The sequence below is a fragment of the Streptomyces sp. NPDC058195 genome (genome assembly GCF_042883525.1).
GTDB lineage: Bacteria > Actinomycetota > Actinomycetes > Streptomycetales > Streptomycetaceae > Streptomyces.
Genome location: NZ_JBHVVM010000009.1, coordinates 217,127 through 235,471, shown reverse-complemented (window position 1 = coordinate 235,471; position 18,345 = coordinate 217,127). Strand labels below are relative to the sequence as shown.

19 protein-coding genes are annotated in these 18,345 nt (G+C 72.7%); 8 read left to right on the top strand and 11 right to left on the bottom strand.

The genetic code is table 11. The annotated features are described in order from the left end of the window. On the bottom strand, window positions 1–293 hold a 293-nt coding region (locus ACFVWY_RS14670; protein ID WP_389871409.1), incomplete at its 3' end, for a hypothetical protein. 173 nt (window positions 294–466) lie between these two features. Between ACFVWY_RS14670 and ACFVWY_RS14665 the strand changes: the two genes are divergently transcribed. Then, window positions 467–1,072 (top strand): cysteine hydrolase family protein, encoded by a 606-nt coding sequence (locus ACFVWY_RS14665; protein WP_389871406.1) that lies wholly within the window; start codon window positions 467–469, stop codon window positions 1,070–1,072. Between the two features lie 144 nt (window positions 1,073–1,216). Beyond that, window positions 1,217–1,861, top strand: coding sequence for a hypothetical protein (locus ACFVWY_RS14660; RefSeq protein ID WP_389871403.1), 645 nt, complete (start codon window positions 1,217–1,219; stop codon window positions 1,859–1,861). Window positions 1,862–1,898: 37 nt separating this feature from the next. On the opposite strand, the gene ACFVWY_RS14655 is transcribed toward ACFVWY_RS14660, so the two are convergent. Continuing rightward, window positions 1,899–2,885 (bottom strand): oxidoreductase, encoded by a 987-nt coding sequence (locus tag ACFVWY_RS14655; RefSeq protein WP_389871400.1) that lies wholly within the window; start codon window positions 2,883–2,885, stop codon window positions 1,899–1,901. A gap of 150 nt (window positions 2,886–3,035) precedes the next feature. On the opposite strand from ACFVWY_RS14655, the gene ACFVWY_RS14650 reads away from it, so the two are divergent. The 3 genes from ACFVWY_RS14650 (at window position 3,036) to ACFVWY_RS14640 (ending at window position 5,369) form a co-directional block, all read left to right on the top strand. Beyond that, window positions 3,036–3,629 (top strand): TetR family transcriptional regulator, encoded by a 594-nt coding sequence (locus ACFVWY_RS14650; RefSeq protein WP_389871438.1) that lies wholly within the window; start codon window positions 3,036–3,038, stop codon window positions 3,627–3,629. 354 nt (window positions 3,630–3,983) lie between these two features. Next, a complete protein-coding gene (locus ACFVWY_RS14645) occupies window positions 3,984–4,574 on the top strand; it encodes a TetR/AcrR family transcriptional regulator (RefSeq protein WP_389871435.1) in 591 nt (196 codons plus the stop codon). 81 nt (window positions 4,575–4,655) lie between these two features. Continuing rightward, window positions 4,656–5,369 carry a helix-turn-helix domain-containing protein gene (locus tag ACFVWY_RS14640; protein WP_389871398.1) on the top strand — a complete coding sequence of 238 codons (714 nt, stop codon included), beginning with the start codon at window positions 4,656–4,658 and terminating at the stop codon, window positions 5,367–5,369. Window positions 5,370–5,399: 30 nt separating this feature from the next. Here ACFVWY_RS14640 and ACFVWY_RS14635 read toward each other — a convergent pair whose 3' ends face one another. Then, window positions 5,400–6,086, bottom strand: coding sequence for a GDSL-type esterase/lipase family protein (locus ACFVWY_RS14635; RefSeq protein ID WP_389871395.1), 687 nt, complete (start codon window positions 6,084–6,086; stop codon window positions 5,400–5,402). A gap of 58 nt (window positions 6,087–6,144) precedes the next feature. Between ACFVWY_RS14635 and ACFVWY_RS14630 the strand changes: the two genes are divergently transcribed. Further along, window positions 6,145–7,122 carry a WD40 repeat domain-containing protein gene (locus ACFVWY_RS14630; RefSeq protein ID WP_389871393.1) on the top strand — a complete coding sequence of 326 codons (978 nt, stop codon included), beginning with the start codon at window positions 6,145–6,147 and terminating at the stop codon, window positions 7,120–7,122. Between the two features lie 131 nt (window positions 7,123–7,253). After that, entirely contained in the window at window positions 7,254–7,661 is a 408-nt protein-coding gene (locus ACFVWY_RS14625) for a DUF4259 domain-containing protein (RefSeq protein WP_389871390.1), read from the top strand. 350 nt (window positions 7,662–8,011) lie between these two features. Here the strand turns inward: ACFVWY_RS14625 and serC are convergent, their stop codons facing one another. The 7 genes from serC to ACFVWY_RS14590 all read right to left on the bottom strand — a co-directional run bounded on the left by serC (window position 8,012) and on the right by ACFVWY_RS14590 (window position 14,680). Continuing rightward, window positions 8,012–9,130 carry a phosphoserine transaminase gene (gene serC, locus ACFVWY_RS14620; protein WP_389871387.1) on the bottom strand — a complete coding sequence of 373 codons (1,119 nt, stop codon included), beginning with the start codon at window positions 9,128–9,130 and terminating at the stop codon, window positions 8,012–8,014. A gap of 96 nt (window positions 9,131–9,226) precedes the next feature. Next, on the bottom strand, window positions 9,227–10,435 hold the full coding sequence (locus ACFVWY_RS14615; RefSeq protein WP_389871384.1) for a cytochrome P450: 1,209 nt from the start codon (window positions 10,433–10,435) through the stop codon (window positions 9,227–9,229). Then, window positions 10,432–11,712, bottom strand: coding sequence for a cytochrome P450 (locus ACFVWY_RS14610; protein ID WP_389871381.1), 1,281 nt, complete (start codon window positions 11,710–11,712; stop codon window positions 10,432–10,434). Before ACFVWY_RS14610 ends, ACFVWY_RS14615 begins: the two co-directional genes overlap by 4 nt. Continuing rightward, entirely contained in the window at window positions 11,709–12,359 is a 651-nt protein-coding gene (locus ACFVWY_RS14605; protein ID WP_389871378.1) for an ATP/GTP-binding protein, read from the bottom strand. The genes ACFVWY_RS14610 and ACFVWY_RS14605 overlap by 4 nt, the downstream gene beginning before the upstream one ends. Next, complete coding sequence (locus tag ACFVWY_RS14600) at window positions 12,340–12,711, bottom strand: DUF742 domain-containing protein (RefSeq protein ID WP_389871376.1); 372 nt, start codon at window positions 12,709–12,711, stop codon at window positions 12,340–12,342. Before ACFVWY_RS14600 ends, ACFVWY_RS14605 begins: the two co-directional genes overlap by 20 nt. Then, entirely contained in the window at window positions 12,708–13,139 is a 432-nt protein-coding gene (locus ACFVWY_RS14595) for a roadblock/LC7 domain-containing protein (protein ID WP_389871373.1), read from the bottom strand. Before ACFVWY_RS14595 ends, ACFVWY_RS14600 begins: the two co-directional genes overlap by 4 nt. Next, window positions 13,136–14,680: a sensor histidine kinase gene (locus ACFVWY_RS14590; protein WP_389871371.1), complete on the bottom strand. Its 1,545-nt coding sequence runs from the start codon at window positions 14,678–14,680 to the stop codon at window positions 13,136–13,138. The genes ACFVWY_RS14595 and ACFVWY_RS14590 overlap by 4 nt, the downstream gene beginning before the upstream one ends. A 372-nt stretch (window positions 14,681–15,052) precedes the next feature. Between ACFVWY_RS14590 and ACFVWY_RS14585 the strand changes: the two genes are divergently transcribed. Continuing rightward, a complete protein-coding gene (locus ACFVWY_RS14585) occupies window positions 15,053–17,818 on the top strand; it encodes an FAD-binding and (Fe-S)-binding domain-containing protein (protein ID WP_389871433.1) in 2,766 nt (921 codons plus the stop codon). Window positions 17,819–17,845: 27 nt separating this feature from the next. Here ACFVWY_RS14585 and ACFVWY_RS14580 read toward each other — a convergent pair whose 3' ends face one another. Continuing rightward, window positions 17,846–18,274 (bottom strand): RidA family protein, encoded by a 429-nt coding sequence (locus tag ACFVWY_RS14580; RefSeq protein WP_389871369.1) that lies wholly within the window; start codon window positions 18,272–18,274, stop codon window positions 17,846–17,848. Between the last annotated feature and the right edge of the window lie 71 nt (window positions 18,275–18,345).

The following is an 18,345-nucleotide window of genomic DNA, read 5'->3' as shown; positions in this document are numbered from 1 at the left end:
GACATCTGCTGCCGCGCGTTGTCACCCTGCTCCTGGTCACCCGAACCGAACGCCTGCTCCATCCCGGACTGACCACCCAGAAGAGCCGAGAGCGAACCGTTCAACGCCGCCGTGATCTCGTCCGAACGGCTCTTGAACGAGTCGAACGCCACCCGCCCCGCACCGTGGAACTTCCCCTCCAACGGCGCCGCCGCCTGCACCAGCTGACGGATCAGCGTCCCCAGATCATCACTCGACCCACGCGACTTCGACGACAGCGTCGTCAGAACCTGCGACCCCATATCGAACTTCATCCAGACCCCCTACCGGCCTCGACCGAGAACAAGAGTGCCGTCCATGCCTATCAACCCGGCCCAAGCAGAGGCAATCAAGATCTGAGCGCTGTGGACAGGCTGTGACATGGTGACCATCCCCGGATGGGCTGAAGATCCTCACCATGTGGCCGGGCGCCAGACATGATGACGGTATGAGCAACCAGCTGAGCCCCCAGATATCCGCCGCATCTCCCGTGCACGCGCTGATCGTTGTGGACGTCCAGGCGGACGCGGTCGAAGGAGCGCGGGCGGTGCCCGACGCGGCCCGGCTGCTCGACCGGACGGCGGACCTGATCGCACGGGCCCGCGAGGGCGGCGCGCTCGTCGTCCACGTACAGAACGACGGGCGGCCCGGTGCCGGGGACGAGCCCGGCACTCCCGGGTGGGCGCTCCACCACGCCGTCGAGGAGTCGGCCACGGAGACCGTGATCCGCAAGACCAGGGACGACAGCTTCCACCGGACGCCCCTGCGGGGGCTGCTGACGGACGCGGGGGTGTCCGCGCTCGCCGTGTGCGGGGTGATGTCCGAGATGTGTGTGCAGGCCACGGCCCGTACGGCGCTGGAGCTCGGGTACCGGGTCGTCATGCCGCACGACGCCCACGCCACGCATGACATCCCGGCCGCACCGGGGATCAGCGACGTGATCGTGGCCGCCGCGGTCTCGCGGGTCGCGGAATGGGCCCTCGGCAGCGATCTGGAGGTCGTACCGGGCGCCGCGGACGTCTCGTTCACCGCTCCGGCCTCCCCGGTCGACTGATTCGGCCGTCCCGGGAACCGCGCCGCCCGCTCCTGTCGTCCTCACGCCCGCGCCACGATGCGCGGGCCCGCACGGCAGCGCCGTACCCCACGGCCGTACCCAGTGCCGCGCGGGCCGCGTCACACCCGAGACCTGAGGAGCAGTATGAGAGTGACCGGCAGCACGCGTCCCCACGGCGGAGGCCTGACCGGTACCGGTTCCGCACCGCGCCGCCGCTCCCGCACGGCTCTGCTGAACGGCTCGAAGGCGGTGCTGGCCGTCGCGCTCGTCCTGGGTGCGGCCAGCGCCTGTCAGAAGGAGTCCAGCAACGGGACGCATGAGGCCAAGGACTGGAAGGTCGGCGACTGCGCCGGTCCGGACAGCAGCGCGAAGGACGCCTACCAGCCCCTGGACTGCGGCGACTCCAAGGCGACCATCAAGGCCCTGGAGGTCAAGAACGGGGCCATCTTCTCCGACTCCATCCAGTGCCCGGCCGGTACGGACGAGATCATCTCGGTGAAGGTCTCCTTCGGCTCCGGCGACGCCAAGGGCGGCATCCCCAGCAAGACCATCTGCGGCCGCAACCTGTCCGGCGAGCACCCCGGTGACGCCGGTGCGGGCGGTGGCCAGCTGGTGAAGGGCGACTGCGTGACCGACCAGGCGAAGGAGGTGCCCTGCGCCGGGGGCGGCGGGAGGAAGGTCCTCGACCTGACGAAGAAGGCCGAGGAGTGCCCGTCCGGCAGCACGCCGCTGGAGCTTTTCCCGAGCCCGGGACGTCCGTACGACGCGATCTGCACCGGCAAGGCCTGACCGGAACGCCTGCCCCCGTGTCCGGCGGAACCCGGGGTCAGGCCACGGCCGGTGGGGCATCCGCCCCACCGGCTGAACGCTCCGCTTCCCGCTCCGGTTCCGGGAGCGTGAACCGTACGCCGGTCAGCCGTTCCGACAGCTCCCAGAGCCGTCGGCCCGTGCCGGGGTCGGCCGCCGCCGGGGCCAGCCGGACCCGGGTCGGCCGCCCGCGCAGTTCCGCCGGGCCGTCCGGTCCGATGAACTCGCCGCCCCGCGCGTCCGGATGGGTCGCCGCGTAGAGCTGCGGCAGCGCGCCGCGCTCCGGGGTCTGGGCCAGCGGGCGGAGCAGCCGCCCGTAGAGCAGCCGGACCGCGGCGACCGGGGCGCCCGTCTGGAGCCCGGTGGAGGTGTAGCCGGGGTGGGCGAGCAGGCTGAGCACCGGGCTTTTGGCCGCGGTCAGCCGCAGATGAAGCTCCCGGCCGAAGACGGCGTTGGCGAACTTCGACTGGTTGTAGAACTTCATCGGCGCGTACGAGCGTTCCCCCGAGAGGTCGTCGAGGAAGAGCCGCCCCCGCCGGTGGTTGGGCGAACTCACCGTCACCACCCGCGGATCGCGCCCCGCTGCCAGCGCGCGCAGCAGCAGCCCGGTGAGCGCGAAGTGGCCCAGGTGGTTGCAGGCGAACTGGAGCTCGTGGCCCTGGGCGCTCAGCGACCGGGGCGGTGCCATCACCCCGGCGTTGTTGACGAGCAGGTCCAGCCGTGGATGCTCGGTGTCCAGCCGGTCGGCGAAGGCCCGTACGGAATCGAGGTCCGCCAGGTCGAGGCGGCGTACCTCCAGTGCGGCGCCCGGCTGTTCGGCGGTGATCCGCGCGGCGGCCCGGCGGCCCTTCTCCTGGTCGCGTACGGCGAGGATCACCCGCCCGCCCCGGTGGGCGAGAGTCCGGGCGGTCGCCAGGCCCAGGCCGCTGCTGGCCCCGGTGACGACGCACACCCGTCCGGTCAGGTCCGGGATCTGTTCGGTGGTCCAGTGCTGTTGGCGTGTCATGCGGCACACGCTGCCTGTGATGTCACTCGGTGTCAAGGAGTTCAGTGCGTGCCATGAAAGGCATTGAGTTACCATGAGCGGGTGAGCTCACGCCCGGAAGTGCCAGAAGAGTCCCAGGGGTCCGATGCGTCCCAGGTCCCCGGGCTGACCATGGCCCAGCGCAAACGCCGTCTCGTCTCGGGCGAGCTGACCGAGGCGGCCCTGCAACTGCTGGCCTCGAAGGGCTTCGACGCGGTCACCATCGACGAGATCGCGACGGCCGCCGGAGTGTCCAAGCGGACGTTCTTCCGCTACTTCGCCTCCAAGGAGGACGTGGTCGTCCAGTTCCTGGGCGACCTGGGCGCCGGCATGCGCGAGGAGCTGGCCGCCCGCCCGGCCGGCGAGCGCCCCTCGGCGGCCCTGCTGCACGCCGTCTCGGTCTCCCTCACCGCCTGCACCCCTCCCGATCACGCCGAACGGGCGCTGTGCGTGGTCCGGCTGATCCTGCGTACGCCCGCCCTGCGCGCGCGCTTCATGGAGCGCCAGGCGCGGTGGCGCGAGGATCTGACGGCGGAGCTGGCGCGGAGGCAGGGGACCGGCGCGGACGCCGGGCTGTATCCGAGGCTGGCCGCGGGGATGGCGTTGACGGCCTTCGACGCGGTGCTGGAGCGGTGGAGCGACGGGGACGGTGCGGAGGATCCGCTCGCCCTGCTGGAACGGGCCTTCGCCCTGATGGCTCCGGCGCTGGACGGCGCGGCGCTCTGAGCCCGGCGCCTTCCTGTCGCGCGGGCGGTCCTCCGGGCGCTGGGCACGGGTGCAGGGGCGTGAAAGGGCAGGTCGCGCGCCCCCCTGGCGGGTGTTTCTTCGTGCGTCCGGGAGGCATGGAGGCCCCGGAAGTGATGGAGTGCCAGAGCGCCGCGTAGAACCTCACACCGACAACGGTTCGATGGGTAATCGGACTTGGCCCAAGGGTCACCCCGCGCGCACCGGAACGTACGCGTGGCGGACCCACCACCGGCCGGGCGGAGCGGGGAGAGTGGGGGCAGCGGTACGGACGACGAAGGAGGACCGATGACGGGTGTCGTGGCGAGCCGGCGGAATGGGGCGGTCGGACAGTCCATGGAGCTCCTGGGCGCCAGGGACCGACTGCTCCGCGCGGGACGGGAGTTGTTCGGCGCGTACGGGTACGCGCATACGAGTGTCGAGGACCTGTGCGCCCGCGCGAAGGTGCCCGTCCACGTCTTCCAGCAGGAGTTCCTCTCCCGGGAGGTCCTGCTGATGGCGCTGTACGACGAGGTGGCGACCCTCGGGCTGCGCGCGGCCGAGAACGCCCTGATGGCGGAGGGCATGGAGGACTGTTCGACAGCGGTGCGCTGCCGGCTGCTCTTCGAGGCGTACGTGAAGGCGGTGACCGAGGACCCGTGCGCGGCCCGGGTGGCCTTCGTCGAGGTGCTCGGAGTGAGTTACGAGGTGGACAACCACCTGACGACCTGGCGGACGATGTGGCTGGAGTTCCTCACCTCGGAGGCCGAGCGCGCGGTGCGCCGGGGCGAGGCGGTGGAGAGCGACCACCAGGTGACCGTCACGGTGCTGACCCACGCGGTGGACGAGCTGATGGCCCACCACGGCCGCCGCCCCCGCCAGGTCGACGCCGAGTGGCTGACCGACGAGCTGACCCGGCTCTCGCTCTCCATGATCCTGTCGTCCTGACGTGTGCGCGGCCGGGGGCCCGGACCGCGCCGGTGCACCGTGCGAGCCGCCGGTTCGTCGGACGAACCGAATAATGGACGCATGGCAGACGGCGCGGAGCACCCGGACCACCTGGACCACCTGGAACGACCGGGTGAGCCGGAACAACCGGAACGAGCGGAACACGCGGAACGACCGGAGCGGGCGCAGCGGCCGGAACGGGCGGACGACGACGAGATCACCTCGGTCCTGACCGGCGTCGGCCCGCGCCTGCGGGCCCTGCGCCAACAGCGCGGCACGACCCTCGCACAGCTTGGCGAGATCACCGGGATCTCCCTCAGCACCCTCTCGCGCCTGGAGTCGGGCGGCCGTAAACCCACCCTCGAACTGCTGCTGCCGCTGGCCAAGGCGTACGGGGTGCAGCTCGACGAGCTGGTCGGCGCCCCCGCCACCGGCGATCCGCGCATCCACTTCCGCCCCTTCACCCGCGACGGCATGACCTTCGTCCCGCTCACCCGGCACCTCGGCGGGCTCCACGCGTACAAGCAGATCCTGCCCGGTGGCCGGGGCTCCACCGGGCCGCTGGAACAGCGGGTGCACGAGGGGTACGAGTGGCTGTACGTGCTGGCGGGGCGGCTGCGGCTGCTGCTGGGGGAGCACGATCTGGTGCTCACGGCGGGCGAGGTCGCCGAGTTCGACACGCGGACGCCGCACGCCTGGGCCAGCGCCGGGCCGGAACCGGTCGAGTTCCTCAGCCTGTTCGGGCAGCAGGGTGAGCGGATGCACGTACGGGCCCGGCCCGCCACGGAGCGATGAGCCGGTCCTTTCGCCGTGCTCCCCGCCCGGTCAGGGACGCCGGACGTACGGGCCGCCCAGCCCCCACGCCTGGTGCATCGCGTCGGCGAAGGCGCCCGCCAGCGCGTGCTCCCCGCTGGGACCGGGGTGCGTACCGTCGTACGTGTCCTCATGGATGTCGTAGCCCGCGGGGCGGGAGGCCAGCAGGACCGGGGACGCGGGTGCGTCGAGATCGGCGACGGCCTTCGCCAGCAGCTCGTTGAACCGCTCGCACTCGGCGGCGAACGGGGCGTCCGACTCGGCCCGGATGTTGGGGATCACCGGCAGCAGAACCATCCTGAGCCGCGGGTTCGCGGTGCGTGCCGCCGAGATGAACGCCCGCACGTTGTCAGCGGTCTGCCCGCTGTCCGTGTAGAACCCGAGGTCTATCAGGCCGAGCGAGACGAGCAGCACATCGGTGCGGTACGCGGTCACCACGTCGGCGATCACCGGGGCCATGTGCAGCCAGCCCTCGCCCCAGCCGGCCAGGTGGGCGCGGGCCCCGGCCGGGAAGTCCGGAGCGCCGTACGCGTCCGAGACGGGGGCACCCGCCTCGGTGTCGTACAGCTCGGTGCGCGGGCCGACGATCGAGAACGGGGCGCCGGACGTGGCGTCGAGGTGCTGCCACATCCGGTAGCGCCAGGTGAAGTCGCCCGCGCGGCCTATGGTCATCGAATCGCCGACAAGCGTGAACCTCATGGCGTCATCATCGCGGATCAGTCCCACCGGCTGCGACGTGACGATGGACACTTGTGCCATGCCTTCGTACCTGACTGTGCTGCCGGCCGCCGCGCTGCTCCTCCTCGCCGGGACCGCCCCCGCCGCGGCGGAGGACGGGGCCGACCGGACCTTCACCCTCAAGGACCCCCGGATCACCGAGTCCAGCGGCCTCGCCGCCAGCCGCGCCCACCCGGGCATCTACTGGACGCACAACGACAGCGACGACGGGCCGTACGTCTACGCCGTCGACTCGCGGACCGGCCGGACGGTGGCGACGATCACCATGAAGGGCGTGGGCAGCCCCCGCGACGTGGAGGCCATCTCGCTCGGCCCGGACGGCGACCTGTACGTCGGTGACATCGGCGACAACCTGAACGGCAGCTGGGACCACGTCTGGATCTACCGCTTCCCGGAGCCGAAGCAGCTGAAGGACGCGACGGTCACCGCCACCCAGTTCGACGTGAAGTACGCCGACGGCCCGCGCAACGCCGAGGCGCTGATGGTCCACCCGAAGACCGGGCGGGTCTACATCGCGTCGAAGAACGAGGACGGCGGCGGGCTGTACGAAGGACCGGCGAAGCTGGCCACCGGGAGCGCCAACGTCTTCCGGAAGGTGGGCGAGGTGCCGTGGGTGACGGACGGGGCGTTCTCCCCGGACGGCCGGGAACTGGTGCTGCGCTCCTACTTCAGCACCCGCGCCTACGTCTTCCGCGACGGCAGGCTCGGTGCCGACCACGCGGTCTCGGGCCCGCTCCAGCCGCAGGCCGAGTCCGTGACGTTCACGAAGGACGGCTCGGCGCTGATGTTCGGCTCGGAGGGGGAACGCAGCGAGGTGGTGCGGGTGGACGTGGACCGGGGCAGCGGCGACGGGAAGTCCCCGGCCGGGAGCGGCGAGTCCCCGGCCTCGTCCGCCGGGACGTCCGGCGACGGCAAGGGGCTCGGCCTGAGCGGCACGCTGGTGCTCGCGGGGGTGGCCGCCCTGGTGTTCCTGGGGGTGCGGCGGAAACGGGGCTGAGCCGCCCGGAGCGGCGTTGTCAGTGGCGGCTGCCAGAGTGAGGGACGTGTACGCACAACAGGGGCGTACGCACCGCACACACGTGCCTGAAGCGCACGTGTACGTAGGGCATTCGCGTGGAGGCACCTCAAATGGGTACGTGGGACACCGGCCATTTCGACAATGACAGCGCGGCCGACTTCTCCTGGAAAGTGGACGAAGCGCCGGAGGCCGAACGGGAAGCCGTCCTCCGTGAGGTGCTGACCTTCGCGGCGGAGACGTCGGACTATCTGGACAGCGACGACGGGGCGTTCGCGGTCGCGGCGGCCGCGCTGGTCGCCTCCCAGTGCCCGGGGGGCGAGGCGGTGACCACCGCGTACGGCCCCAAGAAGCCGCTGCCCGTCCTCACGCCGGAGCTGCGCCCCCTCGCGGTGCGGGCGCTCGACGGGGTGCTGGGGGAGAACTCGGAGCTGCACGAGCTGTGGGACGAGTCGGGGGACAAGGCCTGGGCCGCGGGCATAGCCCGGCTGAAGGAGGTCCTGTCGGCGGCGACCGGGTGAGCGCCGCCGCTCCCGCCGGGTGACCGGGCGCGGACCGGCGGGGAACCCGGGGGCGCGGACGGGGGGCCGGGCGCGGGGCGCCGACGGGGGCACGGGCACGGGTGTACGGGGCGCGGACGGGGGCCGGGCTCGGGGGGTGGCCGGCCTTGACGGGGCGTGTCGACGGGGGAGTCGGGGAGGCGGGGCGGGGGGCGGCACCCGGGGCGCGGGGGAGCCGCGGGGGCGATGCCCCGGCGGGGGCCGCTCGCGCCGCGGAGCCCGGTCGGCCATCGGCGCGTGCGCCACTGGACCGGGTGAACGACGGAGGGCCCCGCGCTGGCGCGGGGCCCTCCACCCGGTGCAGGGAGCGGTTACAGCTTCTCGATCACGTAGTCGATGCAGGCGGTCAGGGCCTCGACGTCCGCCGGGTCGATCGCCGGGAACATCGCCACCCGCAGCTGGTTGCGGCCCAGCTTGCGGTACGGCTCGGTGTCGACGATGCCATTGGCGCGCAGCGCCTTGGCGACGGCGGCGGCGTCGATCTCGTCCGCGAAGTCGATCGTGCCGATGACCAGCGAGCGCTTCGCCGGGTCGGTGACGAACGGGGTCGCGTACGTGGACGCCTCCGCCCAGCCGTACAGGCCCCGCGCCGAGGTGGCGGTGCGGCGGACCGCGAAGTCCAGGCCGCCCTGGCCGTTCAGCCAGTTCAACTGCTCGTTGAGCAGGAAGAGCGTGGACAGGGACGGGGTGTTGTACGTCTGGTTCTTGAGGGAGTTGTCGATCGCGGTGGGCAGCGAGAAGAACTCCGGGATGTGCCGTCCCGAGGCGTGGACGCGCGCGGCGCGCTCCAGGGCGGCCGGGGAGAAGACGCCGATCCACAGGCCGCCGTCGGAGGCGAAGGACTTCTGCGGGGCGAAGTAGTAGACGTCCGTCTCGGTGATGTCGACGGGGATGCCGCCCGCGCCGGAGGTGGCGTCCACCACGACCAGGGCGCCCTCGTCGGCGCCCTCGACGCGCTGGATGGGGGCGGCGACACCGGTCGAGGTCTCGTTGTGCGTGAAGGCGTAGACATCGACGCCCGCCTCGGCCCGCGGGTCCGGGTGGGTGCCCGGCTCGGAGGCGATCACGGTCGGGTCGGCGAGCCACGGGGCGAGCTTGGCGGCCTTCGCGAACTTCGACGAGAACTCGCCGAAGGTGAGGTGCTGGGACTTCGTCTCGATGAGTCCGTGCGTCGCGACGTCCCAGAAGGCGGTGGAGCCGCCGTTGCCCAGGATCACCTCGTAGCCCTCGGGGAGGGAGAAGAGGTCGCGCACGCCCTGGCGGACCGAACCGACCAGGTTCTTCACCGGCGCCTGGCGGTGCGAGGTGCCGAGGAGGGACGTTCCGGTGGCGGCCAGCGCGTCGAGCGCCTCCGTCCGCACCTTGGAAGGCCCGGCGCCGAAGCGTCCGTCGGCGGGCTTGATGTCAGCGGGAATCTGGATATCGGCCACGAACCGGAGCGTAGTGCCTCACGGACACGGCCGAGCACCGTGTCCGTGAGATGAGATGTGCGCTCCGGCCCGTGGACGGCGGTCCGGCGGTCCGGATCAGCCCAGGGTGACCGGCAGGTCGTACAGGTCGTTCTGGGTGACGATCGGCTTGTTCCGCAGTTCGGAGGCGGGGACGGCGAGCTCCAGCTGGGGGAACCGCTCGTAGAGCGCGGGCAGCGCCACACCGGCCTCCAGGCGGGAGAGCGCCGCGCCCGGACAGACGTGCGGGCCGTGCCCGAACGCGATGTGGCGGTTGGGGGAGCGGGTGATGTCGAACTCGGCGGCGCTCGGGCCGTGCTGCGACTCGTCGCGGCCGAGCGCGCCGAAGGAGACGATCAGCGCCTCGCCCTTCGGCAGGACCTTCTCGCCGACCTGGACGTCCTCGGTGGCGAACCGGATCAGGACGTGCGAGGTGGGGGTGTTCCAGCGCAGTGTCTCCTCGATCACGTTCTCCCACGGGACCTCGCCGCTCAGCACCCGCTTGCGCTGCTCGGGATGGGTCTGGAGGGCGACGACCGCGTTCACGATCAGGCTGATCGTGGTCTCGTGACCGGCCGCGATGATCAGCTGGAGGGTGTTGACGATCTCCTCGTCGGTGAGCTGGTCGCCGTCCTCGGAGGCGGCGATCAGGGCGCTGGTGAGGTCGTCACCGGGGCTGGTCCGCTTGCCCTCGACGATCTTCGTGAAGTGCGCGCCGAGGTCCGCCATCATCTGCGGGACCTCCTCCGGCGGGGTCTGCGTCGAGAAGAACTTCTCGAACAGCTCCTTCAGCCGGGGGTGGTCGGCCTGGTCGACGCCCATCAGCTCGCTGATCACGTTCATCGGCAGCGGGTAGGCGAACTCGGCCTTCAGATCGACCGGCGCGTCCTTCGGGAGGGCGGCCAGCCGGTCCAGGCTCGCGGTGGTCAGGGCCTCGATGCCCTCCCGGAGCCGCTCCACCCGCTTCACCGTGAGCGCCTGCGCGACCAGGGTGCGCAGGCGGCGGTGGTCGTCGCCGTCGACGGTCAGCATGGAGCGGCCCGGGTTGGCGAGGCCGATCAGCGGCCAGTCCATCGGTATCTCGCCGCGCTGCCAGGCGTTCCAGACGTTGATGTCCTTCACGATCCGGCTGTCGGTGAGCAGCTGGCGGGCCTCGGCGTGATGGGTGACCGCGTAGCAGTTCACCCCGCCGGGCAGCTCCACCTCGGCGAGCGGACCGGCGGCCCTCAGCCGGGCGCTCTCGCCGTCGAGGTCGGTGACGAAGGGGTCGAGGGCGATCCGGGTCATCTCTGGCCTCCGGTGTCGGTTCCCGTGGTGTGTCCCAGGGCGAGGGTGGGTGTGAAGATCAACGGCAGGTCGGTCAGGCCCCGCAGCCACGGGGACGGACGCCGGGTGAGCTGGGCGGCGGGGACGGCGAGGTCGATGTCCGGGAGCCGGTCGAGCAGCACTTCGATGCCGGTACGGGCGATGACCTCGGCGGTCTCCTGGGCCGGGAACGGACAGCGGTGCTCGCCGTGGCCGAAGGAGAGGAAGGCGTTGTTGCCGCCGGTCATCGCGGAGCCGTCGGTGCGGATCTGCGGGTCGTAGTTGGCGGCGGCGATGCCCAGCAGCAGCATGTCGCCGGTCCGGATGTGGCGTCCCCCGAGGTGGGTGTCGCGCGAGGCCCAGCGGCCCGCGACGTTCTGGGTCGGGGTGTCCTCCCACAGCACCTCGTTCATGGCCTCGGCGACGCTGTGCCGGCCACCGGAGAGGGAGGCGGCGAAGCGGTCGTCGGTGAGCATCAGCCGCAGCGAGTTGCCGATCCAGTCGGCGGTCGGCTGGTGGCCCGCGGCCATCATGACCATCAGGTCCTGCGCGACCTCCTCGTCGGTGAAGCCGCCGCGGTCGGCGAGCATGCGGGAGGCCACGTCGTCGCCGGGCTCGGCGTGCTTGTCGGCGAGCAGCTGGAACATGGACGTGGCCAGGTGCTGCTGGCCCGCCAGGGCCCGCTCCCGTCCGTCGATCATGTCGTTGAGCGAGCCGACCAGGGCCGCGCCCACGGTGTCGCTGAAGCCGTAGATCCGGGCGAGGACGAGGGCGGGCAGCAGCATCGCGTAGTCGGCGATGATGTCGGTGCTGCCGGTGGTGCAGAACCGGTCGACGAGGCCGTCGGCGAAGCCCTCCGCGTACCGCTTCAGCGTGAACGGGTCGACGGCCTCCAGCGCGTTGCTGATCATCGCGGCGCGTTCGGTGTGCCGGGGGCCGACCGTGTACAGGATCGACGGCTGCTTGCGGCCGATCATCGGCAGCAGGGGCCAGTCGCCGGGTATGCGGTCCCACTGGTTCCACAGGTCGGAGTCGCGGCTGAAGAGCACCGGATCGCCGGTGACCTGGTGCAGCTCGCGGTAGCCGAGGACCAGCCAGGCGGGTACGTCGCCGTCGAGGACCACCGGCGCCACGGCGCCGTGGTCGCGGCGCATCTCGCGGTAGAGCCGGGTCGGCTCGGTCTGGAAGCGGGGGCCGGAGAGCGGAACGCGGCCCTGGGACGCGGGGCAGCCGACGGGGGGCGCCGGGGACTGGGTCACGGGGTGGGCTCCGGGGTCTTCTCCGGCGCGGTCGCCGGACGGACGGCGGACCGGGCCGAGGCCCCGCCCGTCGAGAGGGAGTGCAGGTACTCGACCAGGGTGATCAGTACGTACTTGCTGGACGAGCGGTCCCGGGCGTCGCACTCCACCAGCGGTACGTCGTCGGAGAGGGCGAGCGCCTCGCGTATCTGCTGTTCGGTGTGGAGCGGGCCGCCGAAGTCGTTGCAGGCCACGATGAACGGCGTGCCGTGGTGCTCCAGCCGGTCGATCGCGTACCAGGAGTCGGCGAGCCTGCGGGTGTCGACGAGGACGACGGCGCCGAGCGTGCCGGAGAACAGCCGGTCCCACAGGAACCAGAAGCGTTCCTGGCCGGGTGCGCCGAAGAGGTACAGCACGGAGCGCGCGTCGAGCGATATCCGGCCGAAGTCGAAGGCCACGGTCGTGGACGTCTTCGACTGCACCCCGTCGAGGTGGTCGACGGCCTCGCCCGCGCGGGTCATCGTCTCCTCCGTGTTCAGCGGACGGATCTCGCTGACGGAGCGGACCATGGTGGTCTTGCCGACCCCGAAGCCGCCGACGACGACGATCTTCAGTCCGTTGTCGGCGGTCGCCTGCAGGGCGGCACGGTCAGAGGTTGCGGAGTCCAACGAGCACCTGTTCCAGGATGTCGGGGTCGGGGAGCCGGTCCGCGACACGAGCAGTACGGGGGTGACGGGCGCTGATCCGTCCGGTGTCCAGCAGGTCGGACAGCATGATCCGGACGATGCTGACGGGCAGGCCGAGGGCCGCCGCGATCTCCACGACCGCGGTGGGGGACTGGCACATCCGCAGGATCGTCACGTGCTCCGACTGCATGCCGGGAGACGGCTCGCACTCGGAGACCACCAGGGTCACCAGATCGAACGCGTCCGAGTCGGACCGGCTGCGGCCACCGGTGAGGGTGTACAGCCGGTCCGGCGTGTCGTCCCGGCCGGGCCGGAGGGGGCGGGGCCGGTTCATACGGTCGCGTCGGCGTCGGCCGCGTCCGCGCGGGAGCGCGGCGGGGCGCTGAGGTGCTCGCCGAGCTGCTCGACGAGCTCGCTCATGTTGTGGCCGATGAGACCGACGTCGGAGTCCTCGGAGGCGACGACCGCGAGGTGGGCGCCGTCGCCCGCCTCGACGATGAACAGCACCCCGCCGTAGAACTCGGCCATCGCGGACCGTACGCCGCCGGTCCCGTCACCGAATTCGATGGACGCGCCGTGCGACAGGCTCTGGATACCGGCCGAGATCGCGGCCAGCTGGTCGGCCTGGTCGACGGAGAGCTCGGGGGTGCGGCACAGCTTGAGGCCGTCCCTGGACAGGACGAGGGCGTGGCGAGTGCCGGGGGTGCGCTCCAGGAGCCCCTCCAGCAGCCAGTTGAGCTTCTCGTCGGTGGTGGCGGTCATGGGGTGTTGCCTTCTTCCGGGTGCGGGGTGGTGGAGCGGACGGCCCGGCGGAAGCTGCTGAAGCGGGCTGCCTGTTCTTTGGGATCGGAGGTACGGGGCCGGGAGGCCGTGTCGCCTTCGGCGTGGGCCCGGTCGGCGCGGGCCTCGGCGGCGGCGAGCGTCCGGCCGCGGGAGCGCTTGGGCAGCCCGCTCTCGCCGAACCGGGGGAGGCTGCGGGTGGTCTCGGACGCGGGGTTTCCGGCGGTGTCGGCCGCGGGGCTGCCGGCGGTGCCGGACGCCTCCGCTCCGGTGCCCCTCGCGCGCTCGGCGCCGTCCGGGGCCACCGTGCCGGTCGGCGCGGGGTCGTGGGCGGGCTCCGGCTCGGGCACGGGCGCGGTCACCGGTCGCGGGGCCGGCGCGGGGGCGGGTACGGGGGTCGCGGCCCGTGCGAGGAGCTCCTGCGGGAGCATCATCAGGGCGCCGGTGCCGCCGCGCGCGGACGGCCGGAACGACACGGTCAGGCCGTGCTTGCGGGCCAGTCGGCCGACGACGGCGAGGCCGAGCCGGGTGCCGGACAGGCCGGTCAGGTCCTGGTCGACGGCCGAGACCGCGCGCTCGGCGCGGCGCAGCTGCACATCGCTCATGACCAGGCCGCTGTCCTCGACGGTCAGGACGATGCCCGCCGGGACCTCCTCGACGTACACGTGGACCTCCGCCGTGGGCGGCGAGAAGTTGGCGGCGTTGTCGAGGAGCTCGGCGAGCGCGTGCATGACGCCCTCGGCGGCGTGACCGGCGACCGCGACATCGCTGGTCGAGTGGAGCCGGACGCGCTGGTAGCCGCTGATCCGGCCCATCGCGCCGCGCAGGATCGACTCCATCACGATCGGCTTCGCCCAGCGTCGCCCGGAGCGGGCGCCGGTCAGTACGGCGATGGAGTCGGCGAGGCGGCCCGCCTGAGCGGTGCGGTGGTCGAGGTGGAGCAGGTCGCCGAGGACCTCCTCGGCGGAGTGCCGGTGCTCCATCTCGCGCAGGTCGGCGAGCATGCTGGTGGACAGGGCCTGCATCCGGCCCGCGGCGTTGGCGCAGGCGGCGACGGCGGCGGAGCGCTCGGTCTCGCTGCGGGTGGCGCGGGCGGTGAGGCGGGCGATGTCGGCGGTGAGCCGCTCGGACTCGGCGGCGGCCTGTGCGGTGAGCCGGGCGGTCTCGGCCTCGGCCGCGGACCTGACACGGGCGGTCTCGGCAGCCGCCGCGGCCTTGATCCGGGCGGTCTCGGCGGTGAACCGCTGGCCCTCCGCCGCGGAGGCGGACACCAGACGGCTGATCTCACCGGTGAACCGCTGGGTCTCCGAGGTGAGCCGGACACGCTGCCGCTTCACCTCGGCGCGGGCGCGGACGGCGGAGGCCACCGAGGCGGACAGCAGCACGGCGGCTCCGCCCAGACCCCAGGCGAGCTCGGTCCGCATCGAGTCGGGGGCGGCGAGGACCGCCCACAGGCACAGGGAGCCGGTGACGACCAGCGATATCAGCAGGGCCACTGCGGTCGGCCGGGATGAGGGGCTCAATGGGGGTCCTTGGGAGCGGACGGGGAGCGGACGGGGTGGACGGAACGGGCGGATCGGGCGCATCGGACGGGTCGAACGACTCACGAACGGTCAGTCCGGCATGTCAGGTGCAAAAGCGACAACTGGAGCTGACAATTCCAAGCTAAGTCCTGGTCACTATATGAGAATTGACGCTCCCTTTGGGAAGACCTTGTGGCGTTCTCTGTTGCGTATGTGACTAAGCGTCCGACCTATTCCGGCGTACTGGCGTATTTGAGGGAAACGGGCGGCGCCTGGGGGTCCAGTGACCCGATCAACGGCATCCTGGTCCCCATGGCCGCAGCGCAGAATCTGACGGAACCCGCCGAACTCGCACAGGCCCTGCGCGCAGCGATGCGCGGAGAGGTCCAATTCAGTTCCACCGCACGGGCGTTGACGACCATGGACGCATCCAACCACCGCCGCGTGCCGCTCGGCGTCATCAGCCCGCGCGACGCCGACGACGTGGCCGCCGCCCTCGCCGTCTGTCACGCGCACGGCGTACCGGTGGTGCCGCGCGGCGGTGGCACCTCCCTCGCGGGCCAGGCCACCGGAACCGGCGTCGTATTCGATCTCACCCGCCACCTGGACCGGCTGATCGACCTGGATCCCGCCGCCCGCACCGCCGTCGTCCAGCCCGGCCTGGTCCTCGACGAACTGCGCGCCGCCGCCGCCCCGCACGGCCTCACCTTCGGCCCCGATCCGTCCACCCACAGCCGCTGCACGCTGGGCGGCATGATCGGCAACAACTCCTGCGGCTCCCACTCCGTCGCCTGGGGCACCACCGCCGACCAGGTGCGCGAGCTGACGGTGGCCCGCTACGGCGGCGGCACCCTGCGCGTGGGCCGCGGCACCCTCCCCGCCCCCCTGGAAGCCCTCGCCCCCCTCGTCCGCGAGAACCTCGCCCTGCTGCGCACCGGCTACCCGGAACTCCCGCGCCGCATCTCCGGGTACGCCCTCGACGCCCTGCTGCCCGAACGCGGCACCGACCTCGCCCGCGCGTTCTGCGGCAGCGAGGGCACGCTCGGCGTGGTGACGGAGGCGACCGTACGGCTGGTCAGGGCCCCGGCCGCCCGCGCGCTGGCCGTGCTCGGCTACCCGGACGAGTCCGCCGCCGCCGAGGCCGCCCCCGGACTGCTGCCGTACCACCCGCTCACCGTCGAGGGCATGGCCGCCGACCTCGTACGGGAACCGGCCGGGCTGCCGCGCGGCGCGGCCTGGCTCTTCGTCGAGACCGGCGGCGCGACCCCCGCCGAGGCGCGGGCCCACGCCGGACGCGTCCTGCGCGCCGCCGACGCCCTGGACGCCGCCGTCCTCACCGACCCGGCCGGACAGCGGGCCCTGTGGCGCGTCCGGGAGAGCGCGGCGGGCACCGCGACCCGGCTGCCCGACGGCACCGAGGCCTGGCCCGGCTGGGAGGACTGCGCCGTGCCGCCCGCCCGCCTCGGCCCCTACCTCCGCGACTTCCGCGCCCTGCTCACCGACCACGGGCTGCGCGGCACGCCGTACGGGCACTTCGGCGAGGGCTGCGTCCACGTCCGGATCGACTTCGACCTGACGGACGGCGCGGGCGTCGCCCGCTTCCGCCGCTTCTCCGAGGAGCTCGCGGAACTGGTCGTCGCGCACGGCGGCTCGCTCAGCGGCGAGCACGGCGACGGCCTGGCCCGCGCCGAACTGCTGCCCCGCATGTACGGGGACGAGCTGGTCGCCCTCTTCACCCGCTTCAAGGACGCCTGGGATCCGGACGGCGGCATGAACCCCGGCGTCCTCGCCCGCCCCGCCCGGCTCGACGAGCACCTCCGCTTCGGCGTGCTGCCGAAACGCCCGGTGGACGTCGCGTTCGGCTACCCGCACGACGGCGGCGACTTCTCGGCCGCGGTACGCCGCTGCGTGGGCGTTGCCGCCTGCCGTACGGCGGCGGTGGCGCCGGGGCCGGACGTGATGTGCCCGTCGTTCCGGGTGACGGGTGAGGAGGCCCACTCCACCCGGGGCCGGGCCCGGCTGCTGCACGAGATGCTTGCCGGGGAGGTGATCACCGGCGGCTGGCGGTCCACGGAGGTGCGCGACGCGCTCGACCTCTGCCTCTCCTGCAAGGGGTGCCGCCACGACTGCCCGGTCGGCGTCGACATGGCCACGTACAAGGCGGAGTTCCTGCACCACCACTACCGGGGACGGCTCCGCCCCGCCGCGCACTACGCGATGGGCGGGCTGCCCCGGTGGCTGCGCCTGGCCGCCCCCCTCGCCCCGGTCCTCAACACCCTGGCCCGCCTCCGCCCCCTGGCGGCCCTGGCCAGGCGGCTGGCCGGGATCGCCGCCGAGCGCACCCTCCCCGTCCTCCCGCGCCGCCCCTTCACCCACTGGCTCGTACGGCGCCGGGGCCAGGGCGGGGTGACCGGCTCCGGCGGCCAGACGGTCACCCTCTGGCCCGACACCTTCACCAATCACCTCTCGCCCGAGGTCGGCCGGGCGGCGGTCCGGGTCCTGGAGGCGGCGGGCCGCACCCCGCTGCTTCCCGGCGGCCGGGGACTGTGCTGCGGCCTCACCTACGTGTCCACGGGGCGGCTCGACCGGGCCCGCGCGGTCATGCGCCGCACCCTGGACCGGATGGGCCCCGCCCTGGACGGCCCGCTCGTCGTCCTCGAACCGAGCTGCGCCGCCACCCTCCGCACCGACCTGCCCGAACTGCTCCCCGGCGACCCCCGCGCCGCCGAACTCGCCGCCTCCGTACGGACCCTGGCCCAGTACCTGGAGGAGTGCGCTCCCGGCTGGCAGCCGCCCCGCCTGGACCGCCCGGTCGCCGGACAGACCCACTGCCACCAGCACGCCGTCCTGGGCGACGCCGCCGAGCGCCGCCTGCGTGAACGGGCGGGACTGACCGGCGAACTGAGCGGCGGGTGCTGCGGTCTGGCCGGGAACTTCGGCTTCGAGCGCGGCCACTGGGACGTGTCGGTGGCCTGCGCGGAGGAGACCCTGCTCCCCTCGGTGCGAGCGGCGAAGCCGGGCACGGCCCTCCTGGCGGACGGCTTCTCCTGCCGCACCCAGCTCGCCCAGCTCGGCGGCGTACGCGCCCGCCACCTGGCCGAACTCCTCGCGGAGGGCCTGCCTCCGGACCGGCCCTGAGCTCCTGGGCCCTGGGCGCCGTCCGGCTCAGCCGCGTGCGGCGGGCGCACCGGGCAGGGACGCGGTGAGGTCGATCTCGACCAGCTGCCCGGTGAAGCCGAGTTGGGTGACCCCCAGGAGTGTGCTCGCGGTGCTGAACGCCGGTCCCAGGGGCGATCCGGCCAGACGCCGCCAGGCAGCTCCCAGGACCGCTTGATCGTCGCTGACCACATAGATCACCGAGCGGACGACATCGTCCGGACGGGCGTCCACCGCGCCCAGGGCGCCGACGGCATTGGCCACCACCTGATCGATCTGGGCGTCGAGATCGCCTGGGCCCACGAGTTCCCCCAGGGCGTCGAGCGGACACTGTCCCGCCAGGTACGCCGTCCGGCCCGACTCCACCACGGTGATGTGGTGGTACCCCGGAGTCGCATGGAGCTGGGCGGGGTTGATGCGCGTGATTCTGGATTCCATGCGCCGAGTCTGGTGACCCGGCCCGCTGGACGCACCGGGTTTTCGGCCGGCCCGGACCGCTCATCCCCGGA